The 17,618-nt window shown below is 66.9% G+C and carries 18 protein-coding genes; 9 read left to right on the top strand and 9 right to left on the bottom strand.

The window, feature by feature from the left end; translation table 11 throughout:
• Positions 1 to 33: 33 nt before the first annotated feature.
• The gene (clpB, locus tag ACO6D5_RS23955) at positions 34 to 2,640 is read right to left on the bottom strand and encodes an ATP-dependent chaperone ClpB (protein WP_315529468.1); all 2,607 of its coding nucleotides are present in this window, start codon (positions 2,638 to 2,640) and stop codon (positions 34 to 36) included.
• Positions 2,641 to 2,777: 137 nt separating this feature from the next.
• Here clpB and ACO6D5_RS23950 point away from each other — a divergent pair, with 137 nt between their 5' ends.
• From ACO6D5_RS23950 to ACO6D5_RS23915, 8 genes are all read left to right on the top strand, one after another.
• On the top strand, positions 2,778 to 3,215 hold the full coding sequence (locus tag ACO6D5_RS23950; protein ID WP_485826758.1) for a gamma-glutamylcyclotransferase family protein: 438 nt from the start codon (positions 2,778 to 2,780) through the stop codon (positions 3,213 to 3,215).
• Positions 3,216 to 3,314: 99 nt separating this feature from the next.
• Positions 3,315 to 4,043 (top strand): helix-turn-helix domain-containing protein, encoded by a 729-nt coding sequence (locus ACO6D5_RS23945; protein ID WP_006225382.1) that lies wholly within the window; start codon positions 3,315 to 3,317, stop codon positions 4,041 to 4,043.
• A 14-nt stretch (positions 4,044 to 4,057) separates the two neighbouring features.
• Positions 4,058 to 5,263: a hypothetical protein gene (locus ACO6D5_RS23940; RefSeq protein ID WP_485826757.1), complete on the top strand. Its 1,206-nt coding sequence runs from the start codon at positions 4,058 to 4,060 to the stop codon at positions 5,261 to 5,263.
• Positions 5,264 to 5,474: 211 nt separating this feature from the next.
• Positions 5,475 to 6,776, top strand: coding sequence for an MFS transporter (locus ACO6D5_RS23935; protein WP_006225380.1), 1,302 nt, complete (start codon positions 5,475 to 5,477; stop codon positions 6,774 to 6,776).
• Positions 6,777 to 6,840: 64 nt separating this feature from the next.
• Positions 6,841 to 7,290 carry a metalloregulator ArsR/SmtB family transcription factor gene (locus ACO6D5_RS23930; protein WP_315529472.1) on the top strand — a complete coding sequence of 150 codons (450 nt, stop codon included), beginning with the start codon at positions 6,841 to 6,843 and terminating at the stop codon, positions 7,288 to 7,290.
• The gene (locus tag ACO6D5_RS23925; protein ID WP_315529473.1) at positions 7,179 to 7,640 is read left to right on the top strand and encodes an SRPBCC domain-containing protein; all 462 of its coding nucleotides are present in this window, start codon (positions 7,179 to 7,181) and stop codon (positions 7,638 to 7,640) included. The genes ACO6D5_RS23930 and ACO6D5_RS23925 overlap by 112 nt, the downstream gene beginning before the upstream one ends.
• A gap of 54 nt (positions 7,641 to 7,694) precedes the next feature.
• A complete protein-coding gene (locus ACO6D5_RS23920; RefSeq protein WP_485826756.1) occupies positions 7,695 to 8,393 on the top strand; it encodes a DUF899 domain-containing protein in 699 nt (232 codons plus the stop codon).
• Positions 8,347 to 8,808: a hypothetical protein gene (locus ACO6D5_RS23915; protein WP_485826755.1), complete on the top strand. Its 462-nt coding sequence runs from the start codon at positions 8,347 to 8,349 to the stop codon at positions 8,806 to 8,808. Before ACO6D5_RS23920 ends, ACO6D5_RS23915 begins: the two co-directional genes overlap by 47 nt.
• Here the strand turns inward: ACO6D5_RS23915 and ACO6D5_RS23910 are convergent.
• From ACO6D5_RS23910 to ACO6D5_RS23900, 3 genes are all read right to left on the bottom strand, one after another.
• Positions 8,789 to 9,130, bottom strand: a complete 342-nt coding sequence (locus ACO6D5_RS23910) for a 2Fe-2S iron-sulfur cluster-binding protein (protein ID WP_485826754.1) — start codon at positions 9,128 to 9,130, stop codon at positions 8,789 to 8,791. The two genes, ACO6D5_RS23915 and ACO6D5_RS23910, sit on opposite strands and share 20 nt — an antisense overlap.
• A gap of 1 nt (position 9,131) precedes the next feature.
• Positions 9,132 to 9,719: an NUDIX domain-containing protein gene (locus ACO6D5_RS23905; protein WP_006225374.1), complete on the bottom strand. Its 588-nt coding sequence runs from the start codon at positions 9,717 to 9,719 to the stop codon at positions 9,132 to 9,134.
• A 118-nt stretch (positions 9,720 to 9,837) separates the two neighbouring features.
• Positions 9,838 to 10,857, bottom strand: coding sequence for a zinc-dependent alcohol dehydrogenase family protein (locus ACO6D5_RS23900; RefSeq protein WP_485826753.1), 1,020 nt, complete (start codon positions 10,855 to 10,857; stop codon positions 9,838 to 9,840).
• Between the two features lie 156 nt (positions 10,858 to 11,013).
• On the opposite strand from ACO6D5_RS23900, the gene ACO6D5_RS23895 reads away from it, so the two are divergent.
• Positions 11,014 to 11,934: a LysR family transcriptional regulator gene (locus ACO6D5_RS23895; RefSeq protein ID WP_485826752.1), complete on the top strand. Its 921-nt coding sequence runs from the start codon at positions 11,014 to 11,016 to the stop codon at positions 11,932 to 11,934.
• A gap of 22 nt (positions 11,935 to 11,956) precedes the next feature.
• Here the strand turns inward: ACO6D5_RS23895 and ACO6D5_RS23890 are convergent, their stop codons facing one another.
• From ACO6D5_RS23890 to ACO6D5_RS23870, 5 genes are all read right to left on the bottom strand, one after another.
• Positions 11,957 to 13,210 (bottom strand): Hsp70 family protein, encoded by a 1,254-nt coding sequence (locus ACO6D5_RS23890; protein WP_315529484.1) that lies wholly within the window; start codon positions 13,208 to 13,210, stop codon positions 11,957 to 11,959.
• A gap of 117 nt (positions 13,211 to 13,327) precedes the next feature.
• Complete coding sequence (locus tag ACO6D5_RS23885; protein WP_485826759.1) at positions 13,328 to 14,512, bottom strand: RhtX/FptX family siderophore transporter; 1,185 nt, start codon at positions 14,510 to 14,512, stop codon at positions 13,328 to 13,330.
• Positions 14,513 to 14,556: 44 nt separating this feature from the next.
• Entirely contained in the window at positions 14,557 to 14,970 is a 414-nt protein-coding gene (locus ACO6D5_RS23880) for a cupin domain-containing protein (RefSeq protein ID WP_315529488.1), read from the bottom strand.
• 63 nt (positions 14,971 to 15,033) lie between these two features.
• Positions 15,034 to 17,112, bottom strand: coding sequence for a TonB-dependent siderophore receptor (locus tag ACO6D5_RS23875; RefSeq protein WP_485826751.1), 2,079 nt, complete (start codon positions 17,110 to 17,112; stop codon positions 15,034 to 15,036).
• 181 nt (positions 17,113 to 17,293) lie between these two features.
• The coding region (locus ACO6D5_RS23870; protein ID WP_485826750.1) for a helix-turn-helix transcriptional regulator at positions 17,294 to 17,618 on the bottom strand (325 nt) is incomplete at its 5' end.

Genomic DNA, 17,618 nt, shown 5'->3' with positions numbered 1-17,618 from the left:
CATCGCTGCCGGGCTTTTTCATGCTGCCACCGCTTACTGCAAGGTTCGGGTGAAGACGAATTCGCCGTCTTGCCAATCCACCGGCACCACGTCGCGTGGGCCGAACTTGCCTTCCAGGATCAGGCGGGCCACCGGGTTCTCGATCTGCTGCTGGATCGCGCGCTTCAAGGGGCGTGCGCCGAACACCGGATCGAAACCGGAGCGGGCCAGTTCCGCCAAGGCGGATTCGGTGACTTCCAGCCGCATTTCCTGCTTCTCCAGCCTGGCGCCAAGGCGGCGCAGCTGGATGCGGGCGATGGACTCGATGTGCTGCGCCTCCAGACCGTGGAACACGACCACTTCGTCGATGCGGTTCAGGAATTCAGGCCGCAAGGTCTGCTTGAGCTCGCCCCACACGACTTCCTTGACCACATCGTACGGCTGGCCCGCCAGGCTCTGGATGTGATGCGAGCCCAGGTTGGACGTCATCACGATCACCGTGTTGCGGAAGTCCACCGTACGGCCCTGGCCATCGGTCAGGCGGCCGTCATCCAGCACTTGCAGCAACACGTTGAAGACATCCGGATGCGCCTTTTCCACTTCGTCCAGCAAGATCACGCTGTACGGCTTGCGGCGCACGGCCTCGGTCAGGTAGCCGCCCTCTTCGTAGCCCACGTATCCGGGCGGCGCGCCGATCAGCCGCGCCACCGAATGCTTCTCCATGAATTCGCTCATGTCGATGCGGATCAGGTGCTCTTCGGAGTCGAACATGAATTCGGCCAACGCACGCGTCAACTCGGTCTTGCCCACGCCGGTGGGGCCCAGGAACAGGAACGAGCCGTAAGGCCGCGCCGGGTCCGCCAGGCCTGCACGCGAACGCCGGATGGCATCGGAGACCAGGCGCACGGCCTCGTCCTGACCCACCACGCGCTTGTGCAGGAATTCCTCCATGTGCAGGAGCTTCTCGCGTTCGCCCTGCATCATCTTCGACACGGGGATGCCCGTGGCCCGCGACACCACCTCGGCGATTTCCTCGGCGCCGACACGGGTGCGCAGCAGACGCGGGCGGGTTTCGTCGCCCTCGGCGTTTTCAGCGGCCTGCGCAGCGCCCACTTCAGCGGCCTTCAGGCGCGATTCCAGGTCCGGCAGCTTGCCGTATTGCAGCTCGGCCAGTTTGTCGAACTGGCCCTTGCGCTGCAATTCGGCCATTTCGGCGCGCACGCTGTCGATCTCTTCCTTGATGGCCTGCGTGCCTTGCACGGCCGCCTTTTCAGCCTTCCAGATTTCTTCGAAGTCGTTGTATTCGCGTTGCAGCTTTTCCAGTTCGTCTTCAATGACGCCCAGGCGGCGCTTGGACGCGTCGTCGGTTTCCTTCTTGACGGCTTCGCGCTCGATCTTCAGCTGAATAATGCGGCGATCCAGCTTGTCCATCACCTCCGGCTTGGAGTCGATTTCCATGCGGATGCGCGCGCCGGCCTCGTCGATCAGGTCGATGGCCTTGTCGGGCAGGAAGCGGTCGGTGATGTAGCGGTGCGACAACTCGGCCGCAGCCACGATCGCCGGGTCGGTGATCTCGACGCCGTGGTGGATCTCGTAGCGTTCCTGCAGGCCGCGCAGGATGGCGATGGTGGATTCCACGTCGGGCTCGTCGACCAGCACCTTCTGGAAGCGCCGCTCCAGCGCCGCGTCCTTTTCGATGTACTTGCGGTATTCGTCCAGCGTGGTCGCGCCGATGCAATGCAGTTCGCCGCGCGCAAGCGCCGGCTTGAGCATGTTGCCCGCGTCCATCGCGCCTTCGGCCTTGCCCGCGCCGACCATGGTGTGCAGCTCGTCGATGAAGACGATGTTGCTGCCGTCGTCCTGGCCCAGCTCTTTGAGCACGGCCTTCAGGCGTTCTTCGAATTCGCCGCGGAACTTGGCGCCGGCCAGCAACGCGGCCAGGTCGAGCGACAGCACGCGCTTGCCGCGCAGGCTCTCGGGCACTTCGTCGTTGACGATGCGCTGCGCCAGGCCTTCGACGATGGCGGTCTTGCCCACGCCGGGTTCGCCGATCAGGACCGGGTTGTTCTTGGTGCGGCGCTGCAGGATCTGGATGGTGCGGCGGATTTCGTCGTCGCGGCCGATCACCGGGTCGAGCTTGCCCTGGCGGGCGCGCTCGGTCAGGTCCATGGTGTACTTGGACAGGGCTTCGCGGTTGGATTCGCCTTCCGCGCCGGACACGTTTTCGCCGCCGCGCACGGCGTCGACCGCGGCCTCGAGGGCCTTTTTCTGCAGGCCCGCTTCACGCAGGATGCGGCCGGCCTCGCCCTTGTCGTCGGCCAGCGCCAGCAGGAACAGCTCGCTGGCGATGTAGGTGTCGCCGCGGCGGGCGGCTTCCTTGTCGGTGCGGGTCAGAACCGCGTTCAAGTCGCGGCCGACCTGCACGTTGTCGTCGCCCTGCACCTGCGGCAGCGACTTCATCGCGCTTTCCAGCGCGGGTTGCAGGCGGTTGACCGCCACACCGGCGCGCGCCAGCAGGCTGCCTGCGCCGCTGTCCGGATCGGACAGCAAGGCGGACAACACGTGGACGGGTTCGATGTAGGGATGGTCGTTACGGGCGGCCAGACTTTGGGCGTCGGCCAAGGCTTGCTGGAACTTGGTAGTCAGTTTGTCGAATCGCATAATGGTCGTTTGGCTTGTTGGGGAGCCTGACCGATACGTGCCGGCTGGCTCGATATCCTGAATATGCGGACAGATGAGAGAATTTCAACACCATCCGGCCACTTGTTTTGCTACGACGTGCAGCAACAATCCGACCTATGAGCATATACGTTTTTGTCTACGGTACCCTACGCGCCGGCGAAATCAATGATCTGGCGCAAGCGGTCGCCAAACGGGGCCTGCCCGCCGCCCGGCTGGTGGGCGCGGCCTCCGTGCCCGGCATGCTGGTCGACTTCGGTAACTGGCCCGGCCTGATCCCCGTCGCAGATGGCCGCCGGGTGCGGGGCGAGGTCTACCTGGTGGAGCCCGCGCTCATCGCGCTGATGGACGAAATCGAAGAATACGTGCCCGGACAGCCCTGCTGTTTTGTGCGCCGCGAAATCGCCGCGCGCCTGGAATCGGCGACGCACGGCAATGCCGAAATCCGCTGCCAGTATTACCCCATCGACCCGGCGTTGCGAGGCGCCGCGGTCGATATCCCCGGCGAGGACTGGATCGCGCACCGGCACGGCCGGACGGGCGGCGGCCGCCCGTAAGACGGCCGTAGTAACAACAGACTACAATAGGCGTTGTCTTCACGCTTTACACCCGTTTCGCCCTCCCCGGCGCGCAACGGGCACTATAGAGGTCATCGTATGCAAAAACGGGTTCCCGTTGCCCCTGATGGCGCCCACTGTTCCACCTGCATGTTGGGACACGTGTGCGTGCCCGTGGGAATGGCCGCCGCCGAAGTGGAAAAACTGGACGAGCTGGTGAAAGAGCGTGTGCGCCTGGAAAAGGGCAAGACGCTGTATTCGCTGGATCACCCGCTTGACGCCGTCTACAGCGTTCGCTTTGGCAGCATCAAGACCCAGTTGGAAGACGCGACCGGCCAGATCCAGGTTACCGGCTTTCACCTGCCCGGCGAAATCGTCGGCATGGACGGCATGCTGGAAGGCAAGCACGTGTCGGCTGCGGTCGCGCTGGAAGACTCCGAAGTCTGCGTCATCCGCTTGAGCGACGTGGACCGCGTGGCTGCGCACCTGCCGTCGCTGCAGCAGCAGTTCCGGCGCCTGATGAGCCGCGAAATCACGCGTTCGCACCAGATGCTGGCGTCGCTGGGCGCCATGCGTTCCGAACAGCGCCTGGCGGCCTTCCTGCTGAACCTGTCGCAGCGCTATGCCTCGCTGGGCTATTCGTCGACCGAATTCGTGCTGCGCATGAGCCGCGAAGAAATCGGCAACTATCTTGGCCTGACGCTGGAAACGGTCAGCCGGCTGTTCTCGCGTTTCGCGCGCGAAGGCCTGATCAAGATCAACCAGCGCGAAGTCCGCATCCTGGATCTGCCTGCGCTCAAGCAGTTGCTGGGCCTCGAGACCTGCTGACGCCAGGCCGCGCCATGCGCCGCGCCCCCGCCCCTTCCGCGCCCCGAACCCTGCCGCACGCGCCCGCGCGCGGGCGTTTCGGGCGCCGACTGGGGGCCGCGCTGGCCCTGGCTGCAACGCTGGCCCCCTTGGCCGTGCGCGCGCAGACGCCGCTGCCGGACCCCTACGACTACGACGAAACCGTTCCCGCGCCCAAGCGCGCCACGCCGTTGCGTTGGCAGACGGTGGAACTGGGCAAGCCAGGGCATCGGTACAAGATGCCGGTCTATGCTAACCGCGACCTGGCCCGCGACGACCTGCGCGATATCAAGCAGGTCCTGATCGTCATCCATGGCGTCAAGCGCGACGCCGACCGCTACTACGACACCGCAGCCGGCCTGCTGGCGCGCAATCCGGACCGCGCACGCGACACGCTGGTCCTGGCTCCCCGCTTCCCCGGGTCCATCGATTCGGGATTTGGCGGCATGGCCGCGTGGCGCAAGGCCAGCTGGGAAGAAGGCGAAGAAAGCATCCAGGCCGCGGGGCGGCCCGCTCCCGTCACCTCGTTCCAGGTGCTGGATGATCTGCTGCGCAGCCTGGACGACCGCAAGCGCCTGCCCACCCTGGCCAACATCGTGCTGGCCGGGCACTCCGCAGGCGGACAACTGGTACAGCGCTATGCCGTGCTGAACAATACCGACGGCCCGCTGCGCCGCGACGGGCTGGCGCTGCGCTACGTGATCGCGAACCCCTCGTCCTACCTGTACTTGACCAACGAGCGCCCACGTGCCGACGGCAAAGGCTACGCGCCGTACGAACGCGGCATCTGCCCCACCTACAACCAGTACAAGTACGGCACCGACAAGCTGCCGCCGTACGCGCGCGAAACCGACGACACGCGGCTGTTCGTGCGCTATGCCGCCCGCGACGTGATCTATCTGCTGGGCGGGGCGGACAACAACCCCGAGCACCGCCTGCTGGACAAGACCTGCGGCGCCGAGGCGCAAGGCGCCACGCGCCTGGCCCGCGGCACCGCCTACGTGCAATACGAATACGTGCTGGCCGCCCGCGGCGCGAAGCCGGTGCCGCTGCACCGCAGCAGCTTCGAGGTCGGCGGCGTGGGGCACGACAACAAAGGCATGTTCGGCTCCGTCTGCGGCGCCCAGGCCTTGCTGGGCAGCGGCGCCCAGGCCGGCGACCGGGCCGCCGCCTGCGACATCATCAAGCCGCGCGGCAAGTAACGCCGCAGCCGCTTGCAGGGCGCTGGCGCGTCGCCAACCCTGACAAAAACCTGAATGAAAACTGTTCGCCATTGCGTGCATTTCGGCGTGGGCAGGCGCAAGATACCGCGATGCATGTTCCATTTCGCGGCTGGCCTTGCGATCTTGACGGGCGAGGACAAGGCGCGGTCGCGTGTCCGGCGACTCCCGACAAGCTCACCTGAGAACAGCTATGACGCAAACGTATCTCGCCATGCCCGACGCCAAACGCCGCATCAAGGCCATTTTCGTCGGCTCCATGGGCAACCTGGTCGAGTGGTACGACTTCTACGCCTATACCGCTTTCGCCCTGTATTTCGCGCCCGCCTTCTTCCCCTCGCATGACCCCGTCGTCCAGCAATTGAATGCCGCCACCTTGTTCGCGGCCGGCTTCATCGTGCGCCCGCTGGGCGGCTGGCTGTTCGGCCACATCGCCGACAGGCACGGGCGGCGGATATCGCTGATGGTGTCGGTGGTGATGATGTGCGTGGGTTCGCTGATCATCGCCGTGACGCCCACGTACGCGACCATCGGCCTGGCCGCGCCCGCGCTGTTGGCGTTGGCCCGCGTGATCGAAGGCCTGAGCCTGGGCGGCGAGTATGGCGCCAGCGCCACCTACCTGACCGAGATATCCGACCCGGAACACCGCGGCTTTTATTCCAGCTTCCAGTACGTCACCCTGATCGGCGGCCAGCTTTGCGCAATCCTGGTGCTGCTGCTGTTGCAGAACGTGTTCCTGACGCACGAGCAGCTGGTGGAATGGGGCTGGCGCATCCCCTTCGTGATCGGCGCCCTGCTGGCCATCGTGACCGCGCTGATGCGCCGCGACATGCCCGAGACCGACTCGTACAAGGAAGCGCAGAAGACCAAGCCGAAGACCAGTTCGCTGCGCGGCCTGATGAAGTATCCGCGCGAGGTGGCGATCGTGGTGGGGCTGACGGCCGGCGGCACCGCGGCCTTCTACACCTTCACCACCTACATGCAGACCTTCGTGCGGCAGACGTCGGGCTTTACGGACATCACCACGACCTACATCATCGCGGCCTCGCTGATCTTCGCGCTGATCCTGCAGCCGCTATATGGCGCGCTGTCGGACAAGATCGGGCGCAAGCCGCTCTTGATCTTCTTCGGCGTGGCGGGGGCCGCGCTGACGGTGCCCATCCTGATGACCTTGTCCAATACCCGCTCGCCCTTCATCGCCTTCCTGCTGATCTGCGGCGCGTGGGTATTCACGGCCGGCTATACGTCGATCAACGCCGTGGTGAAGGCCGAGCTGTTCCCCACCAACATCCGCGCCACCGGCGTCGCCGTGCCCTATGCGGTCACCGTGTCGATCTTCGGCGGCACGGCGCCTGCCATCGCCCTGTTCTTCAAGCAGCAAGGACACGAGGCGTGGTTCTATTACTACCTGGCCGGCGTGATTTTCCTGTCCCTGCTGGTGTACGCGACGATGCGAGACACCAAGCACCAGTCGGCGATGCACCGGCACGATTGACCTAGGGAAATTCCCGACGCTGCCGGCTTGACGCCGGCAGTTCTTCGGGCTGATACTTAACCTTATGGTTAACTTAAACGACGACGCGCTCGACAGCATCTTTTCGGCCTTGGCCGACAGCACCCGCCGGCAGGTGCTGGCCGACCTGGAACAGGGCTCGGCATCGGTCAGCGAACTGGCCCGGCCCCACGCCATGTCGCTGCCCGCTTTCATGAAGCATCTGCGGGTGCTGGAAGACGCCGGGCTGATTGGCCGCGCCAAGGACGGACGGGTAGTCAGCTGCACGCTGTCGCCCGAACCGATGCGCGCGGCGTCCGACTGGCTGGCCCGCTACGAGAAGTTCTGGAACGGCCAACTGGATTCGCTGGCCCGGTACCTGTACCACGACGAGGAGATCCACCCATGGCAAGCCGAACCCGCTCCAACAACGCCCCCCTCGAGCTCCGGCTCACGCGGCGCTTCACCTCCCCCGTCGACCGGGTCTGGCGCGCCTGGACGGACCCGCAAGCGCTGATGCGCTGGTTCGGTCCGGCCGGCACGCGAGAAGTGCTGGTGGCCGAGACCGACGTGCGCGTGGGCGGCGCCTACCTGGTGGGCTTCGTCACCGACGACGGGCAGTCGCATTACGCCAGCGGCCAGTACCACGACGTGCAACCGCTGCGCCGGCTGGTCTTTACCTGGGCGTGGCGCGACACCCCTGAAGAAACATCGCTGATCACCCTTGAATTCGTTCCCGCGCAGGGCGGCACTGAACTGGCCTTCCTGCAAACCCCGTTTGTCGATCAGGCAACCCGCGACGGCCACGAACACGGCTGGGCAGGTGCGATGGACCGGCTGGCGGACCATCTGGCAAGCGAGGCCTGAACGGCTGTTGCCTTGCCCGGGCCCGACAGGCCCGCCACGCAAAGGAGTCCTACGATGCAGACCCCCCATCCTGTCGTATCCCGTCCCCAATGGGACGCCGCCCGCGAGGCCCTGCTTGTCCGCGAAAAGGCGATGACCCGCGCCCAGGACGCCCTGGCCCGCGACCGCCTGGACCTGCCCTGGGTACGGGTGGATAAGCCTTATCGATTCCAGGGCGCAAGCGGACCGCTAGGCTTGGCCGCCCTGTTCGGCGGCAAACGCCAACTGGTCCTCTACCATTTCATGTACGGGCCGGATTGGGAAGAAGGCTGCGTCGGCTGCTCGTTCCTGGCAGACCACCTGGACAGCGCGCTGATGCACCTGCGTCACCACGACGTGTCGGTGGTGGCGGTGTCGCGCGCACCGCTGGCCAAGCTGGATGCGTTCAAACGGCGCATGGGCTGGCGCTTCGATTGGTTCTCGTCCGAGGGCTGCGACTTCAATTTCGATTTCCAGGCCTCGGTGCCGCAGGCCGATGGCAGCGTCGAAGAGCGTTCGGGCGCCAGCGCCTTTTTCCTTGATCCCGACGGCGAGATCTTTCACACCTATTCGGCATTCGAGCGCGGCGTGGAGCGCCTGGCCGGCGCCTATAACTACCTGGATTTCGCGCCCTTGGGCCGCAACGAAACGGGCCCCCACTTCAACCTGGGCGACTGGGTCCGCCACCATGACCGTTACGACGACGCGCCGAAGGCGTGCCACGCTTGCGCCTGACGGCGCGCGCGCCATGGCGTCGCTGTGGCTGGCCTGTTTGGCGGCCATGGCGGTGGGCCTGTGGATCGACACGCGCGTGACGCCTGCGGCGCTGCTGGCAAGCGAATGCGGCGCGCCGGGCGGGCTGCTGGACATGGCTTGGCGGCATGGCGCCCTGATGCCCGCCAGCAGTGCGGCGATGGGCTTGGCGGCACTGGCGCCATGGCCCCCGGGACGCGTGCCCGCACCGCCGCTTGCGCAACGCTTGCTCTGCGCAGTGGCGATGGCTGTCGGAATGGTGCTGGGCGCGCGGCTGGGGGTGATGGCGGCGCTGCTGCTGGGGGCTTCGCCCTTTGGCGGCATGGCGCTGGGCATGGCGGCCGGCATGGCCGTGGGGCTGCTGCCGGTGGTCGCGTTTAGCGCCGCGCGCCGGTAAGGGGCCGCGCCACGGCCGGCGTGGCCGGTGCAGCTTCGATCGGCGCCGCAAGCGGCGCCTGGATCTCCAGCGGCGCCGTGGCGTGCGCGACACAGGGCAGGATCCAGCCTTCTTCTTTCTCGTCGCGCGACAGGCCTGGCCATTCAATGCGGTAGGCCACCGAGCCCTCCAGCATCAGGCACATGCAGGCCCGGCAGGTGCCGTTGCGGCACGAACTGGGCAGCTTGATGCCCGCGGCCTGCGCGGCCAGCAGGACGGGCGTGCCCGCGTCCGCGTCGAACCGCAGGCCGGCAGGTTGGACCAGGACCGGGAACGCGGGCATGTCAGCCGGCGTTGTCTTGCCAGTCCAGCTGCCAGGCGCCGGACAGCACGTTCTGCATCCACAGCACGCAGGTCAGCGTCTTGGCGTCGGTGACTTCGCCTTTGCTGCACGCCGCCAGCAATTCGGCGGGGTCCGCGCTGATCACGTCCAGGAACTCGTCCTGGTCCAGTTGCCGCGGACCGGCGCGCAAGCCGCGGGCGAAGAAGATGTGGATGATCTCGGTGGAATACGCGATGGCCAGATGCAAGGCGCCCGCGTGCGCCCATTGGTCGGCGGTGTAGCCCGTTTCTTCCAGCAGTTCGCGCTTGCCGCAGACCAGCGGGTCTTCGCCCGGGTCCAGCTTGCCGGCGGGAAACTCCGTCATGACACGCCCGATGGGGTAGCGGAACTGGCGCTCCAGCAAGACGCGGCCGTCATCCAGCAAGGGGATCACCACGACCGCGCCGGGATGCACGACGTATTCGCGTGTGGCCGTATTGCCGTTGGGCAGGCTGACGGTGTCCCGGCGAATCTTCAGGAAGCTGCCTTCATAAGGCGCTTCGCTGGTCACCAGCGTTTCAACAAGATGGGTATCGGTCGGGCGGGTCATGAGGGCGCGTAGGGGTCTGAGGGTGTCTTGGGACAGGCTGGCGCGGGAGCGCCTTCAGCAAGCAATGCAGCTTACCATCGCCGCCCGCGCGGCCTGCCCTTCTGCGCCCTGCCCCGGGCTACTTGGCGACCCGGATGACGACCTTGCCGAAATGGCCGCCCGACGCCAGGTGTTCAAAAGCGGCGGGGGCTTCGTCGAAACCGAAAACCCGGTCGATGACCGGCACGATGCCGGCCACTTCCACGAAGCGCGCCACGTCCTCCAGCATCCTGCGGCTGCCCACGAAGATGCCTTGCAAGCGCTTGCTGCCGGCGATCAGCGCCAAGGGCGCCACCGGCACGGCCGCGAACCCGCTGACGCCGCCGATCACCGCGATGGTCCCGCCCATGCGCGCCGCCGCCACGGAGCGCGCCAGCGTGCCTTCGCCGCCCACTTCCAGCACGACATGCGCGCCCTCGCCGTCGGTCAGGCGCAAGGCTTCATCCTGCCAGTCAGGCGTATCGCGGTAGTTGATCAGGCCATCGGCGCCCATGGCCCGGGCCCGTTCCAGCTTGCTGGCGCTGGAGGACGTGATGATGGCGCGCAGGCCGGCCGCCTTCGCCAATTGCAGTCCCCAGACCGATACGCCGCCCGTGCCCAGGAACAACGCCGTATGCCCGGCTTTGGCGCCGCCCGCGACGAACAGCGCGTTCCAGGCGGTGACCGCCGCGCAAGGCAAGGTCGAGGCCTGCTCGTCGCTCAACGAGGGCGGCGTGGCCGCCAAGGCGGTCTCGGCGAAAACGCGTTCCGTGGACAGCACGCCGTCCGTCGCCGCACCCGGCGCAACGCGCGTCGTGGCCGGCGTGGCGTCGCCGTCGATCCAATCCGGAAAGAACGAGCCCATCACGCGGTCGCCCGGCGCGAAGCGCGTCACGGCCTTGCCGACCTCGATCACTTCGCCCGCGGCGTCCGACGCCGGAATGACGGGGCTGGACGCGCCCTGTAGATAGTCGCCGCGCGCCACCATCAGATCGCGGAAGTTCAGCGATACCGCATTGATGCGCACACGCACATCGTGCGGCCCCAGCGCCTGGGGTTCGCGCGTGGTAAGCGTGAGCGACGCGATGTCTTTGCCGTTGATGACGGTGTAGGCCTGCATGGTGTTCTCCTGTTCGGTTTCGAGGCGGGCCGCGTCGGGCTGCCGATGACAGCGCGGCCGGGTACCGATAAGATATGCGGAATTCAGTTCAACAATGGCGACATTAATTCGTTTCAATGGTGCCGAATATGAACCAATACAGACAGGAAAGGCAACATGGCCACATCGGGTGCGCATGACAGGCTTGGCGGCATCGAAGTCTTCGTGCAGGCCGTCGAGGCCGGCAGCTTCGCGCTGGCGGCAGATCGCCTGAACCTCACGCGGTCCGCCGTGGGAAAATCGGTCGCGCGGCTGGAGGCGCGCCTGGGGGTCCGGCTGTTCCACCGCACGACCCGCCAGCAAAGCCTGACTGACGACGGCCAGGCCTACTACGACCGCTGCATCCGCGCCCTGGCCGAACTGCAGCTTGGCGAAGCGGAACTCGACAGCGGCCGCCGCGAGCCCCAGGGGCGCTTGCGCGTCAGCGCGCCGCTCGTGTTCGGCCGGCACTGCGTCGCCCCGGTCCTGCGGGACCTGGCCATGCGCCACCCGCAACTGCAGCTGGACATCTCATTCAACGACCGCGTGGTCGACCTGATCGAGGAAGGCTACGATCTCGGCATCCGCGTGGGCGCATTGCCCGACAGCGCCAGCCTGGCCGCGCGCAGGCTGGGGATGCAGACCATGGGCATCGGCGCGTCTCCCGCCTACATCCGGGCGCATGGGCGCCCGATGACCATCGACGAACTGGCGCAACACGCCGGCATCGTCTACTCGCATGGCGGGGCGGAGCGCGGGTGGGAGGTGAAGGATGCGGAAGGCCGGGTCATCCGGTTGCGGGTGCAACCGCGGCTGCGGCTGGACGATTTGCAAGCCATTGCGGACGCCGCGATCGCAGGCGCCGGCATCGCCTGGCTGCCGTGCTGGATGCTCACCCACTACGTGCGCACTGGCGAACTGGACGTCCTGATGCATGGCGACCGGATGGCCGCCCAGGAAGTGCACGCGGTCTGGCCACAGGCCCGCTACCTGCCGTCCAAGACACGCACCGCCATCGATGCGCTGGCGGCGCGTGTGCCCGCGATGCTGGCGACTTAAGCGGCAGGCCGTTCCAACGCGGTCAATCGAACTTGCGGCGGGCGTCCAGCGCCAGACCGGCGCCGATGCTGCCGAACAGGTCGCCTTCCACGCTGCGCGCCCCCGGCACCAGCGCCGACACGGTTTCACGCAGGCGCGGCACGCGGCTGGAACCGCCGGTGAAGAACACGGTATCCACATCGGCCGTGGACACGCCGGCATCGCGCAGCAGCGCGCCCACCGTGGTCTCGACCTTTTCGATCAGGCGGCCCACGCAGGCGTCGAACGACGGGCGCGTCACGTCCACGCCGAGCTCCGGCGCGATGCGCGACAGGTCGATGCGGGCCGACGGCGATTCGGACAGCGCGATCTTGGCCTCTTCCACCTGCACCGCCACCCAATGGCCCGCGCGCTGCTTCACCAGGTTCAGCAGCAGGTCGATCTTCTCGCGGTCGCCGGCTTCGGCGCGGATGTAGGCGAAATGCTCGGCGGCCTTGCGCGTATAGGCCTGGTTGATGGTGTGCCAGCAGGCCAGATTGCCGTACTGCGTGGACGGCACGTCCTTGCCGCTGCGCAGCTGGCTGCCCAGCCCCAGCAAGGGCATGACGTGCGCCAGGCTCAGCTGCTTGTCGAAATCCACCCCGCCGATATGCACGCCGCCGTAGGCCAGGATGTCGTCGCGGCGGTCGGCCTTGCCGGCACGGTCCGGCCCCAGGCGGATCAGCGAAAAGTCGGACGTGCCGCCGCCGATGTCGATGACCAGCACCAGCTCTTCGCGGTCGATCTGCGATTCATAGTCGAATGCGGCGGCCAGCGGTTCGAACTGGAACTCGATGTCGGTGAATCCCACGCTGCGCGCGATCTCGCCCAAGGTGTCCTGGGCGGTCTGGTCGGCGGCGGTATTGTCGTCCACGAAGAATACCGGCCGCCCCAGCACGGCGCGCGTGAAATCGCGGCCCGCGGCGGTTTCGGCGCGCCGCTTCAATTCCGCGATGAAGCGGGTCAAGAGGACGCGAAACGGGATGGAACGCCCCTGCACTTCCGTCGACCCGTCGATCAGCGAACTGCCCAAAAGGCTTTTCATCGAGCGCATCAAGCGCCCGTCGTACCCGGCCAGGTAGTCGGAAATGGCGGCGCGGCCATAGCTGACCTCGGCGTCTTCGTCATGGAAAAAGATGGCCGACGGCAAGGTGGTCTTGCCGTCTTCCAGGGCGAGGAGCGCGCGTTGGTCGGGGCGGCTCCAGCCTACGGTGGAGTTGGACGTACCGAAGTCGACGCCGCATGCGGAGGAAATCATGGAGAATTCTGGGGCTTATAGCAAAACGGCGGACAAGTGTACTCGCTTCGCCGCCAGCGGGCAGACGCCGCCTTCTTCGGCCTTACCGCCTGCCCCTGACGCCATGCCCCGCCGGACTCAAGCCGGCGCCGCGCGCCGCAAGGCCGTCGCCGTAAACAGCAACGTGACGGCGGCCACCGCCACGCCGCTGGCAAAGCCGCCGCCATAGCCGACCTGGGCGGCCAAACCCGTCATCATCGACGAAGTCAGGATTTCGCCCAGGTCGCGCGCGCTCTGCACCGCCGTCATGTCCGTGCCCGATTGTTGCCCCTGCCGGGCAAAGCGCATCGCCAGCGTCATCAACGCAACCGACGCCGCGCCTGCCCCGAAGGACCCCAGGCCTTGCGCCGCGAAGGCCATGCCTGGCCGGACCGGCGTCCAGCCTTGGGCCTGCGCCATCCAGGCCAGCGCGGCAGCGCCGGATGCGGCCAGCCCCAGCGCCAGCACCTTGCGCGCGCCCAGCTTCCCGATCAGCCAGGCGCCCCCGCCGCATCCCAGCAACACGGTGACCATGCCGCCGGCCATGCCGATGCGCCCGACGGCGTCAAGCGCCCAGCCGGCGTCCACCAGATACAGCTTGGACAGGCCGTAGCCCGCCACCGCCGTCATCGCCGACAGGAAGGCCGCCACGGCCAGCGCCCACGCCCCCCGGCGGCGCACAAAACCCGCGAGCGAGGCGCGCTGGCGCGGCGCGGCGGATTCCCGGCCGTCGAGCGGGGTCTCGCGCCAGGTCGCGGCCATCAACAGGCTGAACGCCACGACCGCCGTCAATACGGCCAGCGCCCCCCCTTGCCCGATGTAGCCCGCCATGATCAACGCGCCCGGGCCGCCAAAGAAGAAGCCCACCATCGTGCCGCCCACCTGCACGGCGTTGGCGCGCGCCAGCGCCTGGCCTTCAAAGCGTTCGGCCGTCAACCCGTCGGTGGCGATGTCCTGCGTGGCGCTGGCCAACGACGCCACGGCCATCAGTCCCACGACCCAGGTGGCGCTGGCGGACGAAATGCCCAGCAGCGCCACGCCCGCCATGCAGGCCAGCACGATGGACTGCATCGGCACGATCCAGCTGCGGCGGCGGCCCGCGGACGGCCGCCAGCGGTTGTCGACCTGCGGCGCCCACAGGAACTTCAGCACCCACGGCAAACCGACCAGCGGCAGCCAGGCCAGCGTGCCCAGGCCAGCCCCATCGCGGCGAAGCAACGTGGGTAATGCCTCCATCGCCACGCCCAGCGGGATGCCTTGGGAAAAATACAGGGCGGCGATCATGATGAACAGGCGCCCGTTTGCCAATCGATTCACGGTCAGGTTTCCTATTGGGGGGATGCCGCCACGCGGCGGTGTTCGCTGCCGTGCCCCGGCGTCACGAACAGGATCTTTCCAGGACAGGCCACGTGCAGCCGATGCCACACGCCGCGCGGCACCACGGTGCCCTGACGGTTGTCCAGTAGCACGTCGGTTTGCCCGCCGTCGTCTTCGATCAGGGTCAGCACCACGCGCCCTTCCAGCACGCACAGCATTTCGTCGCCCGCGGGATGGCGTTCCCAGACATCCCCATGCACGTCGGCATCGCTTGCCACGGCCTTGATGCCGACCAGCCAGCCGTCTTGCGGCGACAGGCGTCGAACCTTGCCCACCTGGCGCATGCCGCCGCCTTGGCCCAGCGCCATGAAGTGGTCCAGCCAGTCAAAGACGGCCCCCGGCAAAAGGGCTTCTTCGGTATTCATTGTGAAAACTCCCGGTAAGTGAAGCGGGCTGGCGCGGCTTGCACGCCAGCCCGAAGCTGGCGGTCAGTACTGCGCGCGCAGCGTCAGCATCGCGTTGCGCGGTTCGCCGTAGCGGTTGTTCCAGGACGTGCCCGACAGGCTTTGGTAGTAGCCGCGGTCGAAGACGTTGTTCAGGTTCAACGCCACCGTCACGTGCTTGTCCACGCGGTACGCCGCGCGCAAATCCACCAGCGTGACGCCGCCCTGACGCAAGGTCACGGGACCCGAGACCGTCGAATACCCCGACTGCATCTGCACGCCGCCGCCCACGCTCAGGCGCCGGTCCAGCACGGGCAGTGCATAGTTCGTCCAGACGCGGAAGATGTGCTTGGGCGTGAAGCTCGCGAACGGCTGCCCGTTCGAGATGGGGTCTTTCACGTATTTGCTGGTGTTGAAGGTGTAGCCGCCGGCCACCGACCAGTGGGGCGTGATCTGCCCGTTGGCCTCGGCTTCGATGCCCCGGCTGCGCACTTCGCCGCCTTGGACGTAGTAGCAGTTGTTGCCCACGCAAGGCCAGTCGGGGTCTTGAATCGCGCGGTCCTTCTGCTGGATCTGGAACACCGCCAGCGACACGTTCAGCGCCCCGTCGGCCAGTTCGCCCTTCACGCCGGCTTCGTAGTTGGTGCCGGTGACGGGATCCAGCGGCTTGCCTTCGCGCGTCAACTGGCTTTGCGGCTGGAATACTTGCGCATAGCTGCCGTAGAGCGACCATTGCGAGTTCAGGTCCACGATCAGGCCGCCGTAGGGCGTGAACTCGGGATCGATCTGTTGCCGCGCGCCCGGCGCCGTCTGGTTCCACCAGCTCATACGCCCGCCCAGCACCAGCGTGACCGGATCGGCCAGCGAAAAGCGGCCCATGCCGTAGACGCCCTGCTGCTTCAAGCGCGTTTCGCCCGGCGACGTGTACGGGCCGACACCCGGTTCCGGCACGCCGTGCGGGTCCCAGTCGAACACGTTCACCGGCACGTTCAACGCCGGCGTGAACATGCCGGTGTATTGCTCGGACGTGGTGCGTTGCGCATTGCCGCCCAACAGCAGTTCATGGCGGCGGCCGAACAATTGGATCGGCCCGCTGACATAGGCGTCCACGCTGGCCTGCGTGTTGTCGAACTTGTAGGCGCCGCCCATCAGGCGGGAACCCAGCCCGGTCTGGCGGTCGATGGCGCCGTACGCGCCGGCATACTTCAGGTTGCTGTCGGCGGTCAGGTAATTGGCGCTGACCTTGGCGGTCCATCCCTGGCCAAAACGGTGTTCCAGGTCGGCGAACACCCGGGTCGTGTCCCAGTTGAAACGATCCCACGCGGCATCCAGATACGTGGACCGAGACAAGCCGATATCGCCGCCATCCTTGTAGCGCGGCACGCCCGCCATGTTGGTCGTGGAGCGGATGCGCTGAGTCTGCACACCGGCCGACAGCACGGTCTGCGGCCCCAGGTCCACCTCGCCGATGGCATAGAGCAACGCTGACTGCTGGTCGGCTACGTCGTAGAAATAACCACGGTCCTCGACCGCGCTGACGATGCGCCCGCGCACGCTGCCGCTGTCGTTCAGGGGGCCGCCCAGATCGGCTTCGGCCCGGTAGCGGTCCCAGCTTCCAGCGCTGACCGAGCCATTGAACGAGAACTCGCGCTGCGGCCGCTTGCGCACCAGATTCACGGTAGCGGCCGGATTGCCGGCGCCATGCATCAGTCCATTGGCGCCGCGCAGGATCTCGACGCGTTCGTACACCGCCATGTCTTGCGGCGACGCGGCCATATTGCCCATCAGCACCGGCACGCCGTCCTGTTCAAACGAATCCACCTTGAAGCCGCGGGCGTAGTACGCCGTGGTCAGCAACTGATAAGGCTGCACCGTGATGCCGGTGGCATGCTGCATGACGTCGTCCAGGCTTTGCAGGTTCTGCTCGCGCATCTGCTCCTGCCCGATCACCGTGACGGACTGCGGGATTTCGCGCACGGTCAGTGGCAGCTTGGCCACCGTGGGCGCTTCCTGCGGCACGCCTTCCCCGCTGACCGTCACCGCCGGCAGCGACGGCGCATCCTCCGCCATCGCCGGCCCTGCGGCCACCGCCAGCCAGAGCGGCCACTGCCCAACGCGCGCCATGCCTTGCCGCGGTCTGGCCGCCCGTGTTTTCACCTGTTTACGCACCGCCGTTCCTCTTTATTCACTATTGAGAATTATTCTCAAATAATTCTAGAGAGGAGCCGGCTTGCCCGCTGGCGATTGCGGAAGTTTTACTGGCGATTGCGGAAGTATCCCGGCGCAGCGGCAGCCAGGCCGGCGATCAATTGCGCGCAGCAAGGCTGCTGGGCAGCAGCCCGTAGCGGCGCTGGAAGGCCTTGGTGAAGTGCGAATCGGTGTAGCCGCATGCATAGGCCGCCTCGGATACGGTCAACGCGCCGGCGGCCAGCAAGGCGTGCGCTTGCTCCATGCGGCGCTCGCGCACGAAGGCGTAGACGCTCTGGCCGAACAGCTTGCGGAACCCTGTCGTCAGCTTGTTCACATTGACGCCCACCCGCCGGGCCAATTCGGGCAGCGAGGGCGGATCCTGCAGATCCGCCAGCAGCAGATCGCGGGCGTGATGCAGCCGTTCGGCGTCGCCGCGCGCC

It is taken from the genome of Achromobacter sp. (genome assembly GCF_057314935.1).
The sequence above is the reverse complement of the archived record's forward strand: the minus strand, read 5'-3'. Positions and strand labels throughout refer to the sequence as shown.

What these genes read in the sequence shown, in the direction of transcription:
- clpB (WP_315529468.1), bottom strand. Translation starts at nt 2,640, where the DNA reads ATGCGATTCGACAAACTGACTACCAAGTTCCAGCAAGCCTTGGCCGAC.
- ACO6D5_RS23950 (WP_485826758.1), top strand. Translation starts at nt 2,778, where the DNA reads ATGAGCATATACGTTTTTGTCTACGGTACCCTACGCGCCGGCGAAATC.
- ACO6D5_RS23945 (WP_006225382.1), top strand. Translation starts at nt 3,315, where the DNA reads ATGCAAAAACGGGTTCCCGTTGCCCCTGATGGCGCCCACTGTTCCACC.
- ACO6D5_RS23940 (WP_485826757.1), top strand. Translation starts at nt 4,058, where the DNA reads ATGCGCCGCGCCCCCGCCCCTTCCGCGCCCCGAACCCTGCCGCACGCG.
- ACO6D5_RS23935 (WP_006225380.1), top strand. Translation starts at nt 5,475, where the DNA reads ATGACGCAAACGTATCTCGCCATGCCCGACGCCAAACGCCGCATCAAG.
- ACO6D5_RS23930 (WP_315529472.1), top strand. Translation starts at nt 6,841, where the DNA reads ATGGTTAACTTAAACGACGACGCGCTCGACAGCATCTTTTCGGCCTTG.
- ACO6D5_RS23925 (WP_315529473.1), top strand. Translation starts at nt 7,179, where the DNA reads ATGGCAAGCCGAACCCGCTCCAACAACGCCCCCCTCGAGCTCCGGCTC.
- ACO6D5_RS23920 (WP_485826756.1), top strand. Translation starts at nt 7,695, where the DNA reads ATGCAGACCCCCCATCCTGTCGTATCCCGTCCCCAATGGGACGCCGCC.
- ACO6D5_RS23915 (WP_485826755.1), top strand. Translation starts at nt 8,347, where the DNA reads ATGACCGTTACGACGACGCGCCGAAGGCGTGCCACGCTTGCGCCTGAC.
- ACO6D5_RS23910 (WP_485826754.1), bottom strand. Translation starts at nt 9,130, where the DNA reads ATGCCCGCGTTCCCGGTCCTGGTCCAACCTGCCGGCCTGCGGTTCGAC.
- ACO6D5_RS23905 (WP_006225374.1), bottom strand. Translation starts at nt 9,719, where the DNA reads ATGACCCGCCCGACCGATACCCATCTTGTTGAAACGCTGGTGACCAGC.
- ACO6D5_RS23900 (WP_485826753.1), bottom strand. Translation starts at nt 10,857, where the DNA reads ATGCAGGCCTACACCGTCATCAACGGCAAAGACATCGCGTCGCTCACG.
- ACO6D5_RS23895 (WP_485826752.1), top strand. Translation starts at nt 11,014, where the DNA reads ATGGCCACATCGGGTGCGCATGACAGGCTTGGCGGCATCGAAGTCTTC.
- ACO6D5_RS23890 (WP_315529484.1), bottom strand. Translation starts at nt 13,210, where the DNA reads ATGATTTCCTCCGCATGCGGCGTCGACTTCGGTACGTCCAACTCCACC.
- ACO6D5_RS23885 (WP_485826759.1), bottom strand. Translation starts at nt 14,512, where the DNA reads ATGATCGCCGCCCTGTATTTTTCCCAAGGCATCCCGCTGGGCGTGGCG.
- ACO6D5_RS23880 (WP_315529488.1), bottom strand. Translation starts at nt 14,970, where the DNA reads ATGAATACCGAAGAAGCCCTTTTGCCGGGGGCCGTCTTTGACTGGCTG.
- ACO6D5_RS23875 (WP_485826751.1), bottom strand. Translation starts at nt 17,112, where the DNA reads ATGGCGCGCGTTGGGCAGTGGCCGCTCTGGCTGGCGGTGGCCGCAGGG.